The 19,431-nt window shown below is 63.8% G+C and carries 8 protein-coding genes and 1 pseudogene; 2 read left to right on the forward strand and 7 right to left on the reverse strand.

Features of this window, described 5'->3' with window-relative positions:
- Positions 1 to 165: pseudogene (locus tag VGO12_RS10555) on the reverse strand (tripartite tricarboxylate transporter substrate binding protein); the annotation flags it as partial.
- A gap of 113 nt (positions 166 to 278) precedes the next feature.
- On the reverse strand, positions 279 to 1,031 hold the full coding sequence (locus VGO12_RS10560; protein WP_327512700.1) for an SDR family NAD(P)-dependent oxidoreductase: 753 nt from the start codon (positions 1,029 to 1,031) through the stop codon (positions 279 to 281).
- Positions 1,032 to 1,145: 114 nt separating this feature from the next.
- Here VGO12_RS10560 and VGO12_RS10565 point away from each other — a divergent pair, with 114 nt between their 5' ends.
- The gene (locus tag VGO12_RS10565) at positions 1,146 to 1,760 is read left to right on the forward strand and encodes a helix-turn-helix domain-containing protein (protein ID WP_327512701.1); all 615 of its coding nucleotides are present in this window, start codon (positions 1,146 to 1,148) and stop codon (positions 1,758 to 1,760) included.
- Between the two features lie 85 nt (positions 1,761 to 1,845).
- Here VGO12_RS10565 and VGO12_RS10570 read toward each other — a convergent pair whose 3' ends face one another.
- The 5 genes from VGO12_RS10570 to VGO12_RS10590 form a co-directional block, all read right to left on the reverse strand.
- Complete coding sequence (locus VGO12_RS10570; RefSeq protein WP_327512702.1) at positions 1,846 to 11,145, reverse strand: hypothetical protein; 9,300 nt, start codon at positions 11,143 to 11,145, stop codon at positions 1,846 to 1,848.
- A 66-nt stretch (positions 11,146 to 11,211) separates the two neighbouring features.
- Positions 11,212 to 13,275, reverse strand: coding sequence for an efflux RND transporter periplasmic adaptor subunit (locus VGO12_RS10575; RefSeq protein WP_327512703.1), 2,064 nt, complete (start codon positions 13,273 to 13,275; stop codon positions 11,212 to 11,214).
- Position 13,276: 1 nt separating this feature from the next.
- Complete coding sequence (locus VGO12_RS10580) at positions 13,277 to 15,040, reverse strand: efflux RND transporter periplasmic adaptor subunit (RefSeq protein ID WP_327512704.1); 1,764 nt, start codon at positions 15,038 to 15,040, stop codon at positions 13,277 to 13,279.
- Positions 15,037 to 15,891, reverse strand: coding sequence for an efflux RND transporter periplasmic adaptor subunit (locus tag VGO12_RS10585; RefSeq protein WP_327512705.1), 855 nt, complete (start codon positions 15,889 to 15,891; stop codon positions 15,037 to 15,039). Before VGO12_RS10585 ends, VGO12_RS10580 begins: the two co-directional genes overlap by 4 nt.
- Entirely contained in the window at positions 15,869 to 17,674 is a 1,806-nt protein-coding gene (locus VGO12_RS10590) for a TolC family protein (RefSeq protein ID WP_327512706.1), read from the reverse strand. The genes VGO12_RS10585 and VGO12_RS10590 overlap by 23 nt, the downstream gene beginning before the upstream one ends.
- 668 nt (positions 17,675 to 18,342) lie before the next feature.
- On the opposite strand from VGO12_RS10590, the gene VGO12_RS10595 reads away from it, so the two are divergent.
- On the forward strand, positions 18,343 to 19,398 hold the full coding sequence (locus VGO12_RS10595; RefSeq protein ID WP_327512707.1) for a TRAP transporter substrate-binding protein: 1,056 nt from the start codon (positions 18,343 to 18,345) through the stop codon (positions 19,396 to 19,398).
- Positions 19,399 to 19,431 lie beyond the last annotated feature (33 nt).

Below are 19,431 nucleotides of genomic sequence, written 5' to 3' on the forward strand. Positions count from 1 at the left end.
GCCGGCCGGAAGCCACACGGTGCGCGGCATCGAGTAGTTGTCGATGGCGATGCCCTGTTCCTTGCAGGTCGGGATGTCGCTCCAGCCCTTGTCGCCGGCAACCTTGGCGTCGTTGGTGAGCTTGACGCTCTTGAAGACGCAAAGCGGCTTGACCATGCCGGCCTGCCGGAAGCCAGCCGCACCGGGATGGTGCGCCTGGTCTGCTGCAAGACGACGGGGGGCGGTCAGCCACCGCCACCGATCCCGGTGCTCGCCCCGATCGTGACCCAAGCGACGGGTCACCAGGGGACGGTGCCGTCTTCGTCGGAGAATGTGCCCGTAGGACCTTCCTTGGACAGCAATGCCAGGCGGACGGCCTGACGCGCGCCCTGTTCGACCGTGCGCGTACCGCGGAAGTCGTTGAGGTCGGTGGCGGTAAAGCCCGGGCAGGCCGTGTTGACTTTGATGTTGGTCTGCTCAAGTTCGATTGCAAAGGCGAGCGTGACGGCATGCACGGCGGTTTTGGACGGACTGTAGGCGGCGCCGAACACGCGGCGATGCGCGTAGTGCGGATCGGCATTGAGTGTCAGTGATCCGGAAGAGCTTCCCATGTTGACGATGCGTCCCGCTGGCGCTTGCCGCAACAGCGGCAGCATCGCCTGGGTGACGGCCATCAGGCCGAAGACGTTGGTCTCGTAAATCGCCCTGACATAGTCCATGGGAGCCTGACTTGGGGCATTCTGCTTGAGGCGTTCTTCAAACGAAGTGCCGGGGGCGGCCGTGCTTGCGATCCCCGCATTGTTGACCAGAACGTCGAGGCGACCGTAGGTGTCGCTGATGCGATCCGCAGCAGCGGCAATCGAGGCGGCGTCCGTCACATCGATCTGAATGGCGTCCGCGTCCGAGGACACGGTCGCCGCAGCTGCTTGTCCCCTTGCCAGGTCGCGTGATCCGACAAGCACGGTCAGGCCGCGCTTCGCCAGATCCTTGGCAATCTGCAATCCAATGCCTTTGTTTGCCCCTGTGATGAGGGCGACTGGTTTGTCGTGCATGTGTTTCTCCACGGGTTTTCGTGTGGCCAACCGCGCGCTGTTGGTCTAAGAAGGTAACCGGAACCATGTTCCATCTATACGGAACATTGTTCCGTTTATCAATTGGAAATGTGCATGGTGAGAAGAAGCGAAGCGCAGGAGACGACCGCGGAGGCAACGCCAGCCGAAAGGGGTCGCGTGCGTGCCGATGCGCGCCGCAATCTGGACGAGCTGTTGAAGGCGGCGATGAAGGTGTTTGCGTCGAAGGGAGTCGATGCGCCGGTCAGGGATATCGCGAAAGAGGCCGGCGTCGGTGTCGGCACGCTTTATCGTCATTTTCCGCAGCGTTCGGATCTGGTTCTGGCCGTATGCACACGTGAGATCGATGCCTGCGCCGATGCCGCCGCAACGTTCAGCGCGCAACTCGGGCCGTTCGAGGCCCTCTCGGCCTGGATGGGCCGATACGTGGAATTCATCATGACGAAGCGCGGTCTCGCTGCGGCGCTCTATTCGGGAGATGCCGCCTATCAGGGGCTTCCTGCGTATTTCGAAAAGCGGCTCCACCCGGCCCTGCAGGGATTGCTCGACGCGGCGCAGGGTGCGGGTGCGATCCGCTCAGGCTTGCAGACAAACGAGCTTCTTCGGGCCGTCGCTGGCTTCTGCGCGCCTGCCCAGGACGTCGGACCGGAGTACACCGGCCGCATGCTGGAACTGTTCATGGACGGACTGAGGTATCGCGCCCCGGCGTGAGGGTAGCTCGGATCCGCCTGATGGATGCGTGCGCCACACCGGCGCGCGCATTCCGTCCGAGACCTCAAACCGTCTTCCGCCAGCCTCAATAGAGGCTGACACCCGTTGCACCGACCTTGTTGAAGTTGACAAAACGCCTCGTCGCCAGCGCCAGCGGTTGTTCGCTGGCGGCGATCTGGGCCTGCAGTGCGGTATGGCTGTCGTTGTCGGCGATGCTGAACAGATCGTAGCGCCGCTGGAAGCCGATCGGCGAATCTCCCCCCGGATTGAAGAAGACATTGTTGGCGTCGAGCGCCCCGAGGCTGGTCATGACAGGCGGTGCTGTGGTGACGATCGCCGACACCGGCCCCTTTCCGTGCATGTCGGGCAGGCTGATCATCCAGTCGCCGCTGGCCGGCGTCTGCGCCGAGCCGAGCTCCATGCGCTGTCCGTCGGGTCCGATCAGAACGACCGAAACGTAGGAGCCGACGGCGGCCCGACCGGTCAGCATGGGCGAGATGTAAAGGATGTCGTCCTCCTCTTCCTCGAAGAACGGCTCGTCAGGCTCGAACAAGGCGCGGATTTCCGCCGGGTCGATCGCGGCATTGAGCTTGTCGATGTCGACATCGACGTTGTTGAAAATGTTCGCATCCTGGCCACGGGTGCCGTCGCTGGTGATTGCCACCAGGTTGACGGCGTTTTCGATGCCAAACGTGGAGGGGAACAGCACCTCCATCGTCAGCGTCAGCACGCGCGGGGCGGATCCGGCCTGGAGCGTTCCGAGGTCCCAGGTGATGCGGCCGGTCGCCGGATCGTAGGTGCCGCCGTCGCTGGCGCTGATGAAGCGGAAGACCCGGCGATCGGCAATGTCCGTCACGCGAACGCCATCGGCGAGGAACGCGCCGACATTGCTGACGGTAATCTGGTAGGTGACGACATCACCGGGCGAGACCTCCTCGACATTGTTGGTCTTGGTGACGACGAGATCGGGATAGATCAGCCGGTCGGTATGGGTGTCGCGATTGTTGTCGGGCGTTGGATCGCGGCCGCCAAGACCGTTGTCGCCGATCACCACGACGTTAGTGGTTTCGTCAAGGCTTGCGGGCAGCCCCGGCTTGACCTTCAGCACCAGCGTCAGGACGAGATCGGGATCGGTGGGCGACAGGGTGTTGAACTGCCAGATGACGCGACCGGTGGCTGCGTCGAGCGTGCCGCCATTGCTGGCCGAAACGAAGTCGAACACCTTGGTGTCGACCATGTCGACGATCTCGACGCCGGCAGCGATCCGTTGCCCGACGTTCTTTGCGGTGATGGTGAAGGTCACGGTTTCGCTGCCGCCGGTTTCCTCGACATCATTGGTCTTGGTGATGACAAGGTCCGGGTCGGCAATCGCCGTGACCGTCGCCGTGTCGGTGTTGTCGAGCGGCGTCGGCTCGGGCTGGTCCATCGTGGCGGTCGCGGTATTGACGAGCAGGAACCGGTCGGGACCGCCATTGAAGACGGGCGACAACGGATCCGAGACGGAAACCGTCAAGGTCACGAGGTGGACCTGTTCCGGGTTCATCGTGCCGAGATTGACGCTGAACTGCCGGGTGATCGGATCGAGGCTGAAGGGCACCGCGACGCCATCGACGCTGACGGTGTGCAGAATGATGTCGGGCGGCAGGGTGTCGGTCAGCATCACGTTGCGGGCCTGTTCGATCGATCCGGCATCGAGCCCGGGCGCGCCCTTGTTCAGGACCTGGATCGTGTAACTGAAGAGGTCCCCCGGGCGCACGACAAGCGAGGACGCATCCTTGAGGACCTGCAGGTCCGGACCTGCGATCGTGATCGTTGCATCGTCGCTATCGGTATAGTCGCGCTGCTCGTCCGGCGTGTCGGTGCCTGGCACCGTGTCGTAGTCGATCGTCGCGGTGTTGACGACCGTCTGGCCGTTGACGGTTGCCGTGTTCTGGGCAACGGCGGAGAAGCTGACCTGAAGCGTTGCGCCAACCGGAAGATCGGCGACGGTCACGCGGAAGCCTGTACCGACAAGCTCGACGATCGGGGCGGGGAGCCCGGCGCCATTGACGATGACGGCGGTGATCGAGGCGGGGTCTAGCACCATGTTGGGATTGTCGAACGGATCCGAAACGACAACGTCGAAGGCGTCGATCGCAGAAGCCGGATCATGGCTGACGGTGATCGTGTAGTTGGCGCGATCGCCGATCGCGACGAAGGGCGCGCTGACACTCTTGTCGACGGTCAGCTTCGGTTCGACGACCGTGACGTCTGCCGTGTCGGTGGCCGCGACACGATTTCCGGTGAGCAGCACGGTGTTCGGCAGCACGGCGCCATTGGTGACGTTGGTCGGATCATCGACAATGACGACGGTGTAGAAGACGTCGACGTAATCGTTGAACGGAAGGTTGTCGCCGGGATTGACCACTGTCCCGAGCGGGATGATCAGCTCGTTGCCCGCGGTAACCGTCACGCTCGCCGGATCGAAGTTGAGCGTCGCCCCAGGGTTTCCGGGCACGACGAAGACGGATCCCGGAATGTAGCGCTGACCGGCGGGCAGGAAATCGCGCAGATGCAGGCCGACGATCGTGCCTTCCTCGAGGTTGATGCGCAGCCGGAACATCACAACTTCGCCGACGGCGACGTTCGTGCCGGTGGTCTGGACGATGCTGGTATCGAACACGGACTTGTCGAGGTCTACCCCGTTCACTCCGCGACCGGTCGCAACGATCTCGGCGTCGCGCGCGACATAATTGTTGAGCACGGTATCATCAGGACCGGGACCATCGGCGCCGGTCCGTTCGTCCGGGTTGACACCCGGTGTGGAGGTCCAGCGAACATCCACGCCGTTGACGATATCGTCGCCCGGTTGAAGGGAGTCCGAGGCGACAATCATATAGACGACGCGAATGAAATCGCCGGGCGCGATGGTGAAGCCACTGCCGTTAAGCACGTGTCCATTCGGCGAAATCGTGAAGGATCCAACCACATTGCCAGAACTGTCGAAAGCGGTCGCGAGCCCGAAGACGGCATTGGGTGTTACGGCATCCACGAACGTTACGTCATAGGCGGTCGACAGGCCGTCATTGGTGATCAGCACCTCAAAACCGACCGAGTCACCTGCATCGATGGTGCGAGGTGGTGTCGTCTGATACTTGTCGATCGTCAGGTGCGGCTCGACGACCTCGACGATCGCAACGCCGAGCGCGTCGTCGACATCGTCGGCCCTGGCGCCGGCAACGTTCGGCAGGAACTCGCCTTGCTGGTTGGTGAAGATGTTGCGCACGATTACCTGATAGGCGATCCGGATCGTATCGTTCGCCGTGGTGTTGCCGGCGGGATCGCCGGGATTGATGATCTGCGAGCCGGCAGTCGCCGCATCGTTGTCGAGCTCGAATGTCAGGATCGTATAGCCGAGCACGTTGGTCGTGATCTGGACATTGCGGATCGAGACGGTGCCGCCGGCAAAGCCGCTGTTGACGATGGCGAGCGTCGAAACGTCGATCTGCAGCCCCGGGACCAGGACATCGACGATGACGACATTGCGCAACGTGCCTTCGAAGACCTTGAGATCGATCAGATAGTCGATGCGTTCGCCGATGGTGAACTGCGTGTCTGGACCGACGACCTCCTTGTTGATCTCGAAGGTGGTCGCCGTCTCGATCGTGCTCTGCGCCGAGGTGATGTAGCTGTTGGCGTCCGGCACGGGCGTGCCGATGCGTTCGCCGTCGATCGCGCCCGGATTGACCTGTCCGTCGAGCGAGCTCCAATCGCCGGTGACCGTGTTGGTCAGCGTCTGCCCGGGGCCGACGCTGTCCAGCATCTCGACCTGATAGACGACCGTCAGGGTCGAGCCGAGCGGAATGTCGAGATTGGAGCCGGCCAGGGAGAAGACGCCGGTCGCGTCGAAGCCAATCTGGTTGGTGACGTCGAGGCCGTTGATCCTGGCGCTGACGATGCCGATAACGCGCTGGCCGGCCGGCGTCGGGTCGCGGAACGCGAACTCGTAGGCGGTCGCCTTGGAAGACGTGGTGTGGGCGACGGTGATCGAATAGGTGACGATATCGCCGGCATCGACCGGGCCGGGGGCATCGTTGGTCTTGCCGATCGTGAGTTTCGGCTCGACGATGCGAACATCGACCGTGTCGGTGCGCGTCGGCGAATGGTCCGTGGTGAAAGTCGCGGTGTTGACCTTGACGGCGTCATTGACGTTGTCGAGCGTGTTCAGGACCTGGACGCGGAAGCTGACACGGATGAAATCGTTGTTCGGGTCGTTGTCGGCGAGCGTCGTGAAACTCGCAAGGTCGAGCGTCAATGTCTGCGTGGCGGTGTTGGCGCTGTCGATCACCAGCGCATTGCCGTTGGCGTCGACCGCAATGCCGCTGCCTGGCACGAAGACAAAGCCGGCGGGCAGAAAATCGGTGAGGAAGGGGTTCTCCGTCAGTCCCTCGATGACCGGAATGGTGATCGTGTAGATGATCTGCTCGCCGATCGTGTAGGTCGTCCTGTCGCTGGTCTTGATGATCGGGCCGGGCTGGGCAATCGTCAGCGTCGATGTGGTGGTGAAGGCATAGTTGTTGAGCAGGGCCTCGTCCGTGCGCGGTCCGCCATCGCTGCCGTCGCGACGCTCGCTGACGGCGCCGACGACGTCCTTTGCCAGAGACGGATCTTCGTTGTCGACGACGTCGACATCCGGCAGTGACTTGTAGGTGAGGTCGACCGTATTGGTCAGCGCCTGACCGGATACGACATTCGGCGCGACGGTCGCCTGATAGGTGATGGTCACCACCTGGTTGAGACCGAGATCGAAACCGGACACCAGTACGCGATTGTTGACGAGGTCGAGCGTGACGTCGCTCAACTGCAGCGGGTCGAGCCCGAAAGCCGGGGTGCCTGCCCGGATCGTCACCGAGTTTGCGACAAGAATGGTGCCTGGCGGCAGCTGGTCGGTGAGGTTGAGCTCGAAACCGTCGGCAGTCGAAGTGCCGTTATGACGGATGGTCAGGGTGTAGGTAACGACATCGCCGGCGTCCGTGGTGCTGTCCGGCGTCGTGAAGGTCTTGACCACGTCGATCGCCGGTTCCGTCACAGTCACGGTCACGTTCGTATTGGGAACGGCGAAGTTGGGAACGTCGTTGACGCTGAACGTCACCGCCGTGCCGTTCAGGTGAACGTCGCCTTCGTCGGTTTCGGGAACGTTCATGACCTGGGCGCGCACTGTGATGACGATCGTTTCGGTGTCGCTGACCGCGCCGGTGGCGTTGTTGGTGATCGTGCCGAATTCGAAGCGCAGCCGGTTGATGATGCCGTCGCCGTCGGTATCGAGCAGCTGGAACGTCGGCGTCCCGGAGAGCTGCAGGTCTGTGCCGACGCTCGAGCCGTCGACCTTGAGGATCTGGATGATGCCTTGCGATCCGAGCGCGTTCAGGAAATCGGTGTCGTCGTAGACGACGACGTTCTGCGAGGTGCCGCGCGGGATCGGCACGCGGATCTCGTAGATCAGGATCTCGCCGACGAGCACGTTGGGGTTGGTGTCGGCGACATAGCCCGGCTGCCCGGGAGTGAGATATTCGGTACCGCCATAGGAGGTGTTGATCAGCGTCTTGGTGATCTGCGGCGCGAGGATCGTCAGCGTGTCCTGGCCCGTCACCTGCTCGAACAGACGCTCGTTCGGATCGATGCCCGGCAGCGAGGTGTAACCGCCATCCGGAATCTCCGCGATGTTGGTCAGCGTGCTGCCGGTGATGATGGCCGGATCCACCCGCATCTCGAAGGTGAGGATCAGCTTTTCGCCGGCAGCGATCGCAAAATTCGGATTGTTGTCGGCGACGGTGATCACCCAGAACCCGCCCGCCTGGGAAAGCGTCACATCAACCAGGGCCGTGTTGACCGCGCCGGTGCCGGTCTTCGACACCAGGGCAAGATTGGTGAACCAGCTGAGCGGCAGGTCGTCGTCTGTCATCTGCAGGCCGAAGGAGGTCGTGCTCGTGCTTGCCGACGAGTTCTGCACGGTCAGCCGCATCTGGATGAGCTGGCCGCCCTGCGCCACATCGGGCAGGAATTCCTTGATGATCGACAGGTTGGGCTCGACGATGTCGATCGGAACGACGGCCGGTGCCGTCGGCGCCGTGGTCGGCGTATCCAGAATGGCCGAGTTGCTGACCGTGACGCCGGCCTGAAGGGCGGGGTCGTCGCTTGCCCGCACCTGGTATTCGATGACGAAGGATTGTCCTGACAGCGTCGTGCCGGGCGCGGCGTTGGCGACCACGTTGCTGAAATCGAAGGTCAGCACGTTGTTGACGTAGGTGTAGGTCAGAAGCGCGCCGTTGGCGAGCGGCGTGCCGTTCTGCGCGACCGTACCGTCGAAGGTAACGGTCTGGCCCGACGCGTTGATATAGGTGAGGCGAAGGACCGGCGTGCCGACGAGGACCATTCCGGCCGGAAGCGTGTCGGTGACCGTTGCTGCGGTGTCGCCATCGGGGAAGGTGACGGCAATATGGAACGTGCCGATCTCCCCGATTGCGAAGTCATTGCCGGATGTGAAGGTCTGGTCCGTCGCCACCAGCCGCTTGGCGGCCGCAACGCCCTGCGTCATCAGCGCCACGGCGTCGTCGAACTGGCCCTCGACATTCAACGTGAAGTCCGTGCCGCCTTCGATCGCGGCATAGGAAACGAGCTCCGCCGCGTTCTGAACAGTGATGCCGGGATCGATGCTGTCGATCGCCACAAGCTGGTAGGTGATGACGATGATATTGCGGCCGTCATTGGCGCCGTCCGCGGCGATCGACCCGATGCCGCTGCCGTCGGCGATCGACAGGCCCGCACCGAAGAGATCGCCGGAGAAGGAACCGACCGCGGTGCCGTCTCCGTAGCGCACGTCGAGCTGCAGTGCAGCGCCCGGCGGAATCGAAAAGCCAGGGGGCAACTGGTCGCGAATGAGCAGATCGAAGGCATCCTGCCCACCGGTGTTCTGGATGACGATCGCGAACTTGACCGTATCGCCGGCGTCGATGCCCGAGAGGTCGCTTACGATCGGGTTGGCGGTGAGATCTGCCGTCGTCAGCGGCGACGTCGTGCTGAAACCGGGCGAGCCAACGGTGAAGGTGAGTTTCGACGGCCCTGTGGTCGAAGGATTGAAGGCCAGCGAATTGTCGACCGCGCCGTTGGCGTTGGTGGCGACCACGCCCTTGGTCAGCGAAAGCAGCGGCTGCCTGAGAACGATCGAGTTGATGAAATCCTGTTCGAACACGAGCGACGACTGGCTGTCGCCCGTCTGGACGACGGCCTGGTTGACGAGCAGCAGGCCGTCGGCAAAGGGCTGGTCGGTGGCAACGACCGTGTAAAGGATGTCGATGATGCCGCCATTGCTGGCAGTCTCGTCGAAATTGTCGAAAAACAACTGAATGGCGTTGGTGCCGCCAAGCGTCGTGACGACAGGCACGCCGGCAATCCGGCCGCCGCCGGTCAGCGTGTCGTCGGGCCCGCGGATGATCGTGAAGGCGATGGGAACGCCGCCTTGCGTGTCGGTGAAGACGAACCCGGTCCCGTTGGCGTCGACGTCGTAGACCGGCAGCGGCAGATAGTCGGTGATGACGAGATCGTCGACATCGTTTGACGCAACGACGATGCGGATTCGATAGGTGACGGAATCGCCTGGCGAAACGGTGCCGGGATTGCCGAGGACGCCGTTGACCGCATAGACGCTCTTCTGGCCCTGTGGCTGCGGCACGGTCACGGAAGTTTGGGATCCGTCCGGATCCGCAGCACCGCCGCCCGGCAGCGCACTGTTTGCGCTCATCGAGACGGAGTTGGAAAGCAGGTCGTTGACGACGACGGGACCGCGTCCTGCCTGGCGGAACGTCTCGTCGATGCGGGCGAAATAGACCAGCGTCAGGGTCGTTGCGCCCTGCTGCGCGTCGCCGGCAAAGAGATCGCCGACCAGACGCGAGTCGTGGCCGCTGTTGCTGAGCGCGTTGCTGATGAAGAAGGTCAGCGTTTCCGTGCCGTTGGCCTGGAACGCGGAGGTCAACTCCGTCTGCTGGTTCGGAGGAACAAGCCGCTGCAGGTCGATGAAGGTGGTCTGGCCATTCTGCACCAGTTGCAGCACCGGCGTGTGTTCGAGCGTGCCATTGTCCGTGGTGTCGAAGGTGAGGCCATCGGACAGAAGGTCGTTGAGGACGGCCGCGCGGAAGGCCTGATAGTCCGAAACGTCGATCGTCACCTGAAAGCGCAGGTAGGAGCCGGGGATGGCAGGGCCGCCGCCTTCGACGGACACCGTCTTCAGGACCGTATAGGGGCGGATGGCGATGTCGATGCTGTCCTGCAGGTCGCCGCCCGTTGCCGCGTCGACGGGGTTGCCCTCATAGAGAGCGTCGACCGTCGCGTTGTTGGTGGCGATCGCCACATGCGGGTTGAGCGGATTGATGATCAGCGCGCCGCTCGCGTCCCGCTCGGGCGCATAGGCGCTGAGCGTGATGACGATGTCGCCATCGCCGGCGCGGCCGGTGACGGTTGCAAAGCTCCATTCCGCTGTTGTCACCGTATCGGCGCCGGGAACGCCCTGCGGCGTTCCGCCAACGCCGGGAGCCGTCACCGAGGTGGCGCCGACATTGGTGGTCGCATTGAGGAAGAACAGGTTGGTCGGCAGGAGATCGCGCACGTCGACATCGGTGACGGTGATGTTGGTCGCGACGTCGACCGAGATGGTGTAGGTGAAGGGAAAATTCGGCCCCTGGGCCGTCTCGCCTTCGGCCAGTTGCACGGCCTTTTCCAGTCGCATGACGATCGGGGTGATCGCATCCGTGCTGGTGGAACCCTGCTGGATCGGCGGATCGGTCGATGGATTGTTGAGTTCGTCGACCCCGAAGCGGAAGCCGCCGCGGGCGGTAATATCGATCGGATCGCCCGGAACAGCGCCGGGATCGATGCCGTTCGGGCTCTGGGCGAGCGTGGCGTTGAAATCCAGGCGGATGACGGGCTGGTCAGGACTGTAGCTGCCGAAAGGAGCGAGCACGTTCACCCAGGTCTGGCCGATTTCCGTGCCCTGCGGCAGCGCCATGTTGCCGCCGAAGGGATGGGCGCTGACCACAGTGCCGTTGCCATCGACCCAGTTGCTGCCGTCCCATGTTCCGACCGTCTGGCTGGTCACGGTTGTGCCACTATAGGTCACGCTGTTGATCTCGACGCCCGGTTCGACGGTGACGTCGACGAAGGGGCCATAGCCCGTGCCTAGCGGGTCGCTGGGGGAGGCGGTGTTGTCGAAGGTGACTGCAAAGGTGAAATCGTCGTTGATCAGCTCCTCCGCCGGAAGGTCGACGACCGCTGCCTCCGGTGTCGCGTTGAGGAGCACACGGTCCTCAAGGCGGCGAATACGCGGTCTGTAGGCTTGTCCCCGCTCGATCAGCATTGCCATCTCCCTTGTCGTCATGTCTTGGGTGTGCAATTCGCGATGGTAGGCGTCAGTGACAGTACATCAGTTGCGATAGTGAGCCCAGCGTGGCAGGTGCCCCAGGTTAACATAGTGCAGCCACTCCGAGGCGAAACTGCCGACGGAGCGCCAGCGCAGTCCCGAAGTGAGGCGGCCAGGCGTGCCTGCGACCCAGCCATGCGGCGTATCGGAGGGCAAGAACACAGAGCTGAAACGCACGTCGACAAGTCTGTGCTTTGCGCCGCTGATATCGACGGCAAGCGGTCCTCCGCCTTCGGCGGTCACGGATGGCGGCGGCAGGGCGTTGCTTGCCGTCGGCTCGATCCGCAGAAGTGTCACGGGGATTGCCCCGGTGCCGAAAACCGCGGGCTTGAACGACATGTCGGCAGCCCCCTCCCGCAGCAGGCCGACATCTTCGGGCAGCAGCCAGACCTTGATCTCGGTCCGGCGCGGCTCGGCGATTTCACCGAACAGGTGGCCCCGTTCGATCCAGCGACCCTCCAGCGCGTCGATGTCGTTGCCGTAGATCACGCCCGATTGTTGTGCGGTGATGTCGAGGCCGGCCACGCGCTGTTCGGTGTCGGCGATCTCGTCGCGCATCGCCGAAAGGGCCTGCTCGGCGCCTTCCTGGGCGCTCGGGTCGCGATCGTCGAGCGCACGCGCGAGCAGAATGTCGACGCCGGCCTTTCTCGCCATCAGGCGCTTGCGGTCGGCTTGCAAGGACTGGTTGGAAAGCCGGACGAGTGGATCTCCGGCCTCCACGCGGTCTCCCGAGCTGACGAAGATGTCGGTGACGAGGCCGGCACTGGTCGTGCGCACCTCCAGGGCGTCGCGATAGTCGATGACGCCTGGCGCCGACAGCCAGACCGGGATCGGCGCGAACCAGAAGACAACGAACAAGGCGACGGCACAGCCTGCGCGCAAGGACGTCGCCCGCCTGTTGCCGGCCGTGAGCTTCCAGGCCGTGCGCAGGAAGCGGGAGAGGGGGACGAGGACCATCGTCCAGACAACCACTGCGGCCAGCACCAGGCCGAAGCCGAAGGCAAGGTGGGTGGCGACAAGCGTCAGCGTGGTTGCGGCAATGAGCCGCCAGACAAAGGCGAGCCAGCCATAAAACTCGATCCCTCTCGGTTCGGACACTTTCGGACCGATGCCCGTCAGCAGGCGCAAGGCCCGGTCACGGGCGGCAACCGCACCGCGCTGGTAGAGATTGGAAACCCCGAAGAGATCGACGAGCGCGTAGTAGCCGTCATAGCGCATCAGGGGATTGGCGTTGAAGACCACGGTGCTGAGCGTCGTCGCGACGATCAGCGACTGGAGGAAGGCCTTCCACTGGCCGGGTTCGGCCTGCGACCAGAGAAGCACCGCCGCGGCGCCGAGCGCAAGCTCGCCCATGATGCCGGCCGCGGTGATGTGCAGCCGGCGCCAGCGCGACTGCACCCGCCAGGCGCCGGTCGCGTCGACATAGGCGCCGAGCGGCATGAACAGGATGAAAAGGATGCCGACTTCGCGGATCTCGACCCCGTAGAGACGGGCAACGATGCCGTGCTGGCACTCGTGCCAAAGCTTGCTCACCACCCAGGCGAGCCAGAGCAGCACCACCATGTCCAGGCTGAAAAGCGAGCCGAGGCTGTTGCGGAAGGCGCTCCAGTTGCCGACGAGTTCGGCCGCACCGGCAACGAGGAGGCCGAGCCACAGGCAAACCCCGATCGGACCGTAGAGCCACGTCAGTCGCCTGGCGCAAAAGCGGAAGAACCGATCCCAGGTCCCCAGCCGGATGCGCTGGGAGATGACCCCGAGGTTCTTGCGGCCGCCCTGAGGCGCGGCACTTTCCGAGCCGACGAGCAGGCCATGACGCTTCAGCTCGTCGACGAGCTGGGCGACCTCGTTCTGCTTGAGTTGGGCGCCTGGATACTCCAGCTGCAGCCGTGCATGCGCCTCTCCGGCGCTGACCGTGCCATCGAGCAGCCGCGCAAACGCGGCCGTCTCCGGATCGGTCTCCATGAAGCCCCCACCAAGCGGATCCTCGATGACCACGATTTCCCTGGGACCTTCGTCGCGATAGATGAAACGCAGCTCCGGCCTCAGCCGCAAACGATCGTCGGCCATCTCACCGCCACCACCGCTTCAAGGCAATCCAGGCATCCCGGAAAAGGATCTCGCCGAGACGAGCCGTGCCGGTCGGAAGGACAGCGACGCCACGCTGGCCCGGTCTGAGGGATTGGCTGGTGTTTTCAATCGTCGCGCGCACCGGCAGGACTGTGCGCCCGCCGATGGTTTCGACTTCCGGCGCGTTGCGGAAATTCGCGATCCTGATGGCATCCGACTGGACGCCGTCGAGATAAAGCTCGGCTTCGGCGCGATCCGGCATTCTCGCCAGCGCCTCGACCGGAATGTCGACGCGCACGCGCATGTGCTCGAGCGGCGCGATCTCGACGATCGTGTCGCCTTCGCGCACGGGCGCACCTGCCGAACGCTCCAGCGGGCTGTTGAGCACGACGCCGTCGACCGGCGCCTTCAACACCAGGTTCGCGAGCTGCCAGTCGAGCAGATCGCGTTCGGAGGCGGCGGCCTCCGCTTCGTTGCGGGCCAGTTCCGCTTCGGTGATGCGCTTCTCACGGATCGCGGCATCGCGCCGTCGGAAGGCTTCATCCGCCTTCGAGGCCGCGGTGTTTCGCGAAAGCTGGAGGGCCTCGCCTTCCAGCAGCGCGATCGTGTCGCCTTGCCTGACCACGTCACCGGCCTTGACCTTCGCTTCCCGCAGAACGCCGCTGAAGCTTGCGGCGACGAAGTGGCGGCCCTCCGCCTCGAGCTCGGCTTCGGCGCGGATACGGTCCGGTACGGGAATGAATAAGGCCGCCGATATCAACGCAAGGGCGACAACCGCGGTCAGCAGCTTTGCCCCCGGGCGAAGTGCGCGCAGGCGCCGCGGCGGTGCAGGCGTTACGTTTACGTCGACGATGGCCCGCGCCGCGGTCCAGCCATTGGTGTCGAGGTCCGCGAATCCGGCTCCCGGCTCGACAACGATGACGATCGCGTCGCGGCCGGTTCGACCATCAGCCACCCTGAAGCCGACGACGGTCTTCGCATTGAGTTCGGACGCCAGGCTCGCCTTGTCGTCTCCCAACTTGTGCTCGACAAGCGGTTGATCAAAGCGCGCGCAGCGGCGCGCGAAATCCCTGATCTGTTCGGCGACGGGCGCCGAATTGCGCGGCACGGCGGTCGGAGACGCCGCCAGAACATCGCCGGCGGCGGTCGCGATGAAGACAGCGCGCGCCGAAAGGCTGTCTCGAAGCCTTTCAGCAAGCGCATTCGGTTCGCCAGGCAAAGGTGTCGTCGACCTTGTCGCGGCCAGATCGGCAAGTGTTCGGCCAAGTTTTGCGCCGGCGTCGGAGGTACCCGACGACAACGCCAGCGCAGCCAGTTCCAGGGTCGCGCGGGACGACATCAGTGCTGTCTCCGACGCGGGCCTGATCGCGGTGATCGCGCCAGCGCCACGCGGGAGCGGGGTTGCCAGGAGCACGGCGTCGGGAACCGAAGCAGACACTTCGGCGCGCGGTTCCATCGTGCGGATCGCGTTGCTTGCGGCCAGACGCAGTTCGTTGCCGATGGCCAGGTGATTGGCCCGGTGGCCGGCATCGAGCGCGAAGTCGCTAAGCGCGAGCGTGCCATCGCGGTCGACCACCAGCCCGAGGGCGTAGGCATCGATCAGCTCGGCGACAACCGCCAGGAGTTCGCCGTGCTGGCGATCGCGCGCTCCCCGATCGGCTCCGAGCGACTGAACGACACGATGCAACCGGCGGAAGACGGGTGGCTGGGCCGGCGTTTCCGCCTCGGTCGGGCTGCTGCCGGCGATCTTGCCCGCCGCGTTCATTGCACCGGAGCCACGAGAGGAAGCGCCAGTTCGACCCTTTCTCCGCTCAAGAGCTGGTAGTCGTCATTGTCGATTTCGATGCCCAAACGTCGAAGCCCCGTCGGGGCGTCGATGTCGGGGCCGAGATCGCGCACGCGCGCTGCCACTTCCTTGCCTTCCCGCGGCAGCCGGATCTGAAGCGGGGTTCCCTGTTCGGCCCTTCCGAGGCAGGCCGGGGGGACGAAAAAATCGGCATGAAGTTTTTCGAGGCTGAGCAGGGTTACCAGCCGTGCATCGCCGCCGGCCCCCACCAATTCCGAAGGCTTGCGGTGCAGCGTGCTGACGACGCCGTCGAAAGGCGCGCGGATGTCGAGCAGGGAAAGGCGCGCTTCGGCACTCAACAGCGCGATCTCCGCGGCGCGGCGTTCTTCAAGCACGGCTTCGACCTCCGCTTCGCTGACCTGAAGTTCGGCGCGGGCCTCGATCATTTCGAGTGGACGCACGGCGCGCGCTTTCTCCAGTTTCTCCAGTTCGGTCATCTTCCGGCGCGCCAGATCCCGTTTCGCCTCGGCCACGAGCAGACGCCCCTTGGCGATGTAGCGCACGCGCGCGCCGTCAACTTCGGCGCGCGCCATCGTCTTGTCGAGTTCCGCAAGCACGTCGCCGCCCTTCACCTTCTGGCCTACTTCGACATGCATCGTCGCGACGATGCCCGGCTCTCGCGCGGCCACCTCCACGGTCGCCGCCGGCTCGGTAAAGCCGCTGGCGAGCGCGAGCGCACACTCCTGCGCATTCGCCGGGCCTGCCAGCGCGCCGGCCACCAGCACGATCAGATAACGGCTCGTCGACCTAATCCTGCGCCGTCTTGGCATTTTGGGCCTCGGCTTGCGCGTTGCGCTTTCGGATTGCCTGCGGGTTGACGAGGATGTTCTTGTCGGAGCCGTTTGGCGCCGCGTCGGCATCCTTGCTGACGTAGCCTTGCCGGCTGACCTTGATGTAATCGAGATCGTCGGATGCGACGCGGGTGGCCTGGATGCCGCGCACGGTCAGCATGGTTCCGGCTGCGCGCTCCAGGGCGTAGAGCGCCAGATTGTAGGTGACGGTGGCCTCCATCAGGCGCTCTTCGGCCTGGGTGCGGTCCTCAAGGCCGGAAATCAGCGTTGCGAGGAACGCACTGCCGCTTTCAAGCCCTTCGTCCGAGCGGGCCTGCAGGGCGCCGATTTCGGTGCTGACGGCCGAGAGTTCCGCCTCGCGCGCCTTCATTTCCTGATAGGCGCTCCTGACCTCGCGCACCGCGATCTGCGCCTCCAGAAGCACGGTGTCGCTGACATTGCGCATCTGCGATGTCAGTTGCCGAAGCTCGATGCGCCGGCGCTCGTGCTGGGCCTTCTCGCTGGTGTTGCCGAGCGGCACCTTCAGTCGCACGCCGACATCGACGTCCACGTCGGTCTGGTCCCATTGTCCCTGCCAGGCATCGCCATAGTTGTTGTTGCCGGCAAGGCCGTCGTTGGAAACACCGGCGAAGAGGTCAAGGTCGGGAAGCAGGTTGTTCTTCGCGACCTTTTCCTGCAGCTCGGCGCTTCGCAGCTGCAGGGCGACAGCCTTCAGCTCCGGCCGGTTCTGCACGGCCAGCAGAGCGACGTCCTCGAGCGGAACGTCGATGAATTTCTTGGCCGGCCGCTGGGTCGGGATCACCTCGACTTCATCGCCATAGAGTGCCTTGTCGCTCAAGAGCGACGAGAGGCGGGCCTGGCTGTTGTCGGCGCCGGTTCGCGCGCGGATGATGGAGGCTTCGGCGCTGCGGATCGAGGCCGTCGCCTGCTCCGCCTCGCCGGTCAGGGTGTCCAGACCCTTTCGCGCCGAGATCCGCCCGGCGACGCCCTGAAGCTCGCCGACCAGACGCTGCCGCTGCAGCACGCGTGCGCGTTCGGCGTAAAGTGTCCAGTAGGCGCGCACCACCTCGGAGAACTGATCCTCGATCTGCCGCTGAAAATCCGCCACGCTTCGATCGCGCTCGAGCCGTGCGAGCTGCATGGGCGCCGAATTCACCTCGACGCCGGCGCCGCGCAGCAGCGGCTGCTTGAATTCCAGCCGCAGCTTGGCGTCGGCCTGGTCCTTCGGGACGAAGAACTCGGAATTGCTGTCGCGCCGGCCAAGGCGCTGCGACAGCCGCAATTCGCCGCCGGTAATGAGGGGTTGGCCAAGGCCGAACTCGACGGAGCCTTCGTCTTCCTTGAGCGTTGTCGGCGAGGAGGACGACGTGCCGGTCTGCAGCAGGCTCGATCGCGGCGTGTCCGTGTCCTTGTAGCTGCCTTCGCCGAAGGCATAGGGGGAAAAGCGGCCTTCTTCCTCGTTGACCACAGCTTCCCGGATCATCGGGATGTCCGAACTCGCCGCCAGCTGGTTCGAAGTTGCGAGCATCCGGCCAAGCAGCTGGTCGATTTCGACGGGAACTTTCTTGGGCTTGCGTGATTGCCGCGCGGTCATCGCCTTTTCCCAGTAGGCCCCGGCCGAGGCTTTCCCGATCGGCAGGCCCTCGACCTTCGGCGGAACCCGCGAGACGCCGAAATAGGGATCGTCAGAGCGGGCCGCAGGCGTCACGTTGCCGTCCTTGTCGGCAACGTGTGGGCCCAGTTCGCCCTCGGCCTTCGACACGAAGCGTCGGTACTCCTCCTGCACGCCGCGGGCGATTTCACTGTTCGGGTTCAGGTCGTCGACTGCATCTGTCGTGCAGGAGCACAGTATCAGTAGCAGCTTTGCTGCTATAAAATGTTTGGTTGTGGGACGAAATATAGATGGATCGCGGAAAGTCTTCGAGACGCTCCAGATCATCTGCTGCACGCCTGATAGATCATCAATAGTCCCCCTACATTAGTACGATGACTTTCTTGGTATTCGTAGTCAACCCCTCAAAATTCGGGTTATTCGGTGTTTTATTTTGGGTTTGTTGTACCGTTGTTTAATTCAAAATTTTAACCATGGTCCGCAATGTAAAGTTGTTCTGATGCGGCGATTGGGCTCAATCAGTGAGAGAATTGGGAACGTAACTTTCCCGCAGATAGTGTTGAGGCCGCTTACGGGCCGCTGAGAATTGCGTAAGCTGCGGCCGCTCGCCGGGCCGGCTTGACAGTCGGTTCAAAATAAACTTAACATGTTAATGGATTGAAGGTTCCCGACTGAGGAGGAGGGGTCTTCAAGGGATCGAGGAGGCTTGCCGAAAGAGAGCCGTCAATTGACGTTGAACGGCCTGATGCGCGCGTGCCATGCTCGCGGGGAGCGAGAACGCTTCCCATGGTTTGAGATGGGTCGACAGGGAGGAACCTATGAAACTGAGCAGACGGAGCCTGATTAAGTCCGGTGGCGCCATTCTTGCGGCACCCTTCATCCTCGGAGCAGGCGGTGTGCGCGCGCAAAGCGCCGTAACGTTGAAGCTGCACCACTTCCTTCCGCCGGCATCGAATGTGCATCAGCGGCTGCTCATGCCCTGGGTGAAAGCGCTGGAGGAGCAGAGCGGCGGCGCCCTCAAGGTCGATATCTTTCCGGCCATGCAACTCGGCGGAAAACCGCCGCAGCTTTATGATCAGGCCGCCAACGGTGTCGTCGATATCATCTGGACCTTGCCGGGCAACACGCCCGGGCGGTTCCCGTCGACCGAAGTGTTCGAACTGCCCTTCGTGGCGGCAAGGGAGGCGACCGCCAATGCCCAGGCCTGCCAGGAATATGGCCAGACGCATGTGCTGAAGGAAACCGGCGACACCCAGCTCCTTTGCTTCTGGGCCCATGATCACGGCCTGATCCATACCAACAAGGAAATCAAGACCGCCGCGGATCTTTCCGGGCTGAAGCTGCGCAATCCCACCCGCCTTGCCGGCGAGGCGCTTGCGGCGCTGGGCGCGACACCGGTCGGCATGCCGGTGCCGCAGGTGCCCGAGGCGCTGGCGCAGCGGGCGATCGACGGCTGCGTCATTCCCTGGGAGGTTGTGCCCTCGATCAAGGTCAACGAACTGACCAAGTTCCACACCGAGATTCCCGGCTCTCCGACGCTCTATACGGCGACCTTCTTCCTGGCGATGAACAAGGGCAAGTACGAGGCTCTGCCGGCCGACCTGAAGTCGGTGCTGGACGCCAACAGCGGCATGACCTTTGCCAAGAAGGCAGGCGAAATGTGGGACAGCGTCGGTGCCGAAGTCCGCGCCTCGATCGAGGCGTCCGGCAGTGGTGCGATCAGCACGATCAGCGAGGACGAGAAGGCCAAGTGGGTCGAGGCGACCAAGGGTGTCCATGACAAGTGGGTCGAGGACATGAAGGCCAAGGACCTCGACGGCAACGCACTGATCGGTGCTGCCAAGGCGCTCGTTCAAAAATACGCGAACGGCTGAGCGGCGCTTTCAGTCCTTGGCGCCTCGACCGGC

Origin of the sequence: Ensifer sp. (genome assembly GCF_035999135.1) — a bacterium.
Classification (GTDB): domain Bacteria; phylum Pseudomonadota; class Alphaproteobacteria; order Rhizobiales; family Rhizobiaceae; genus Ensifer.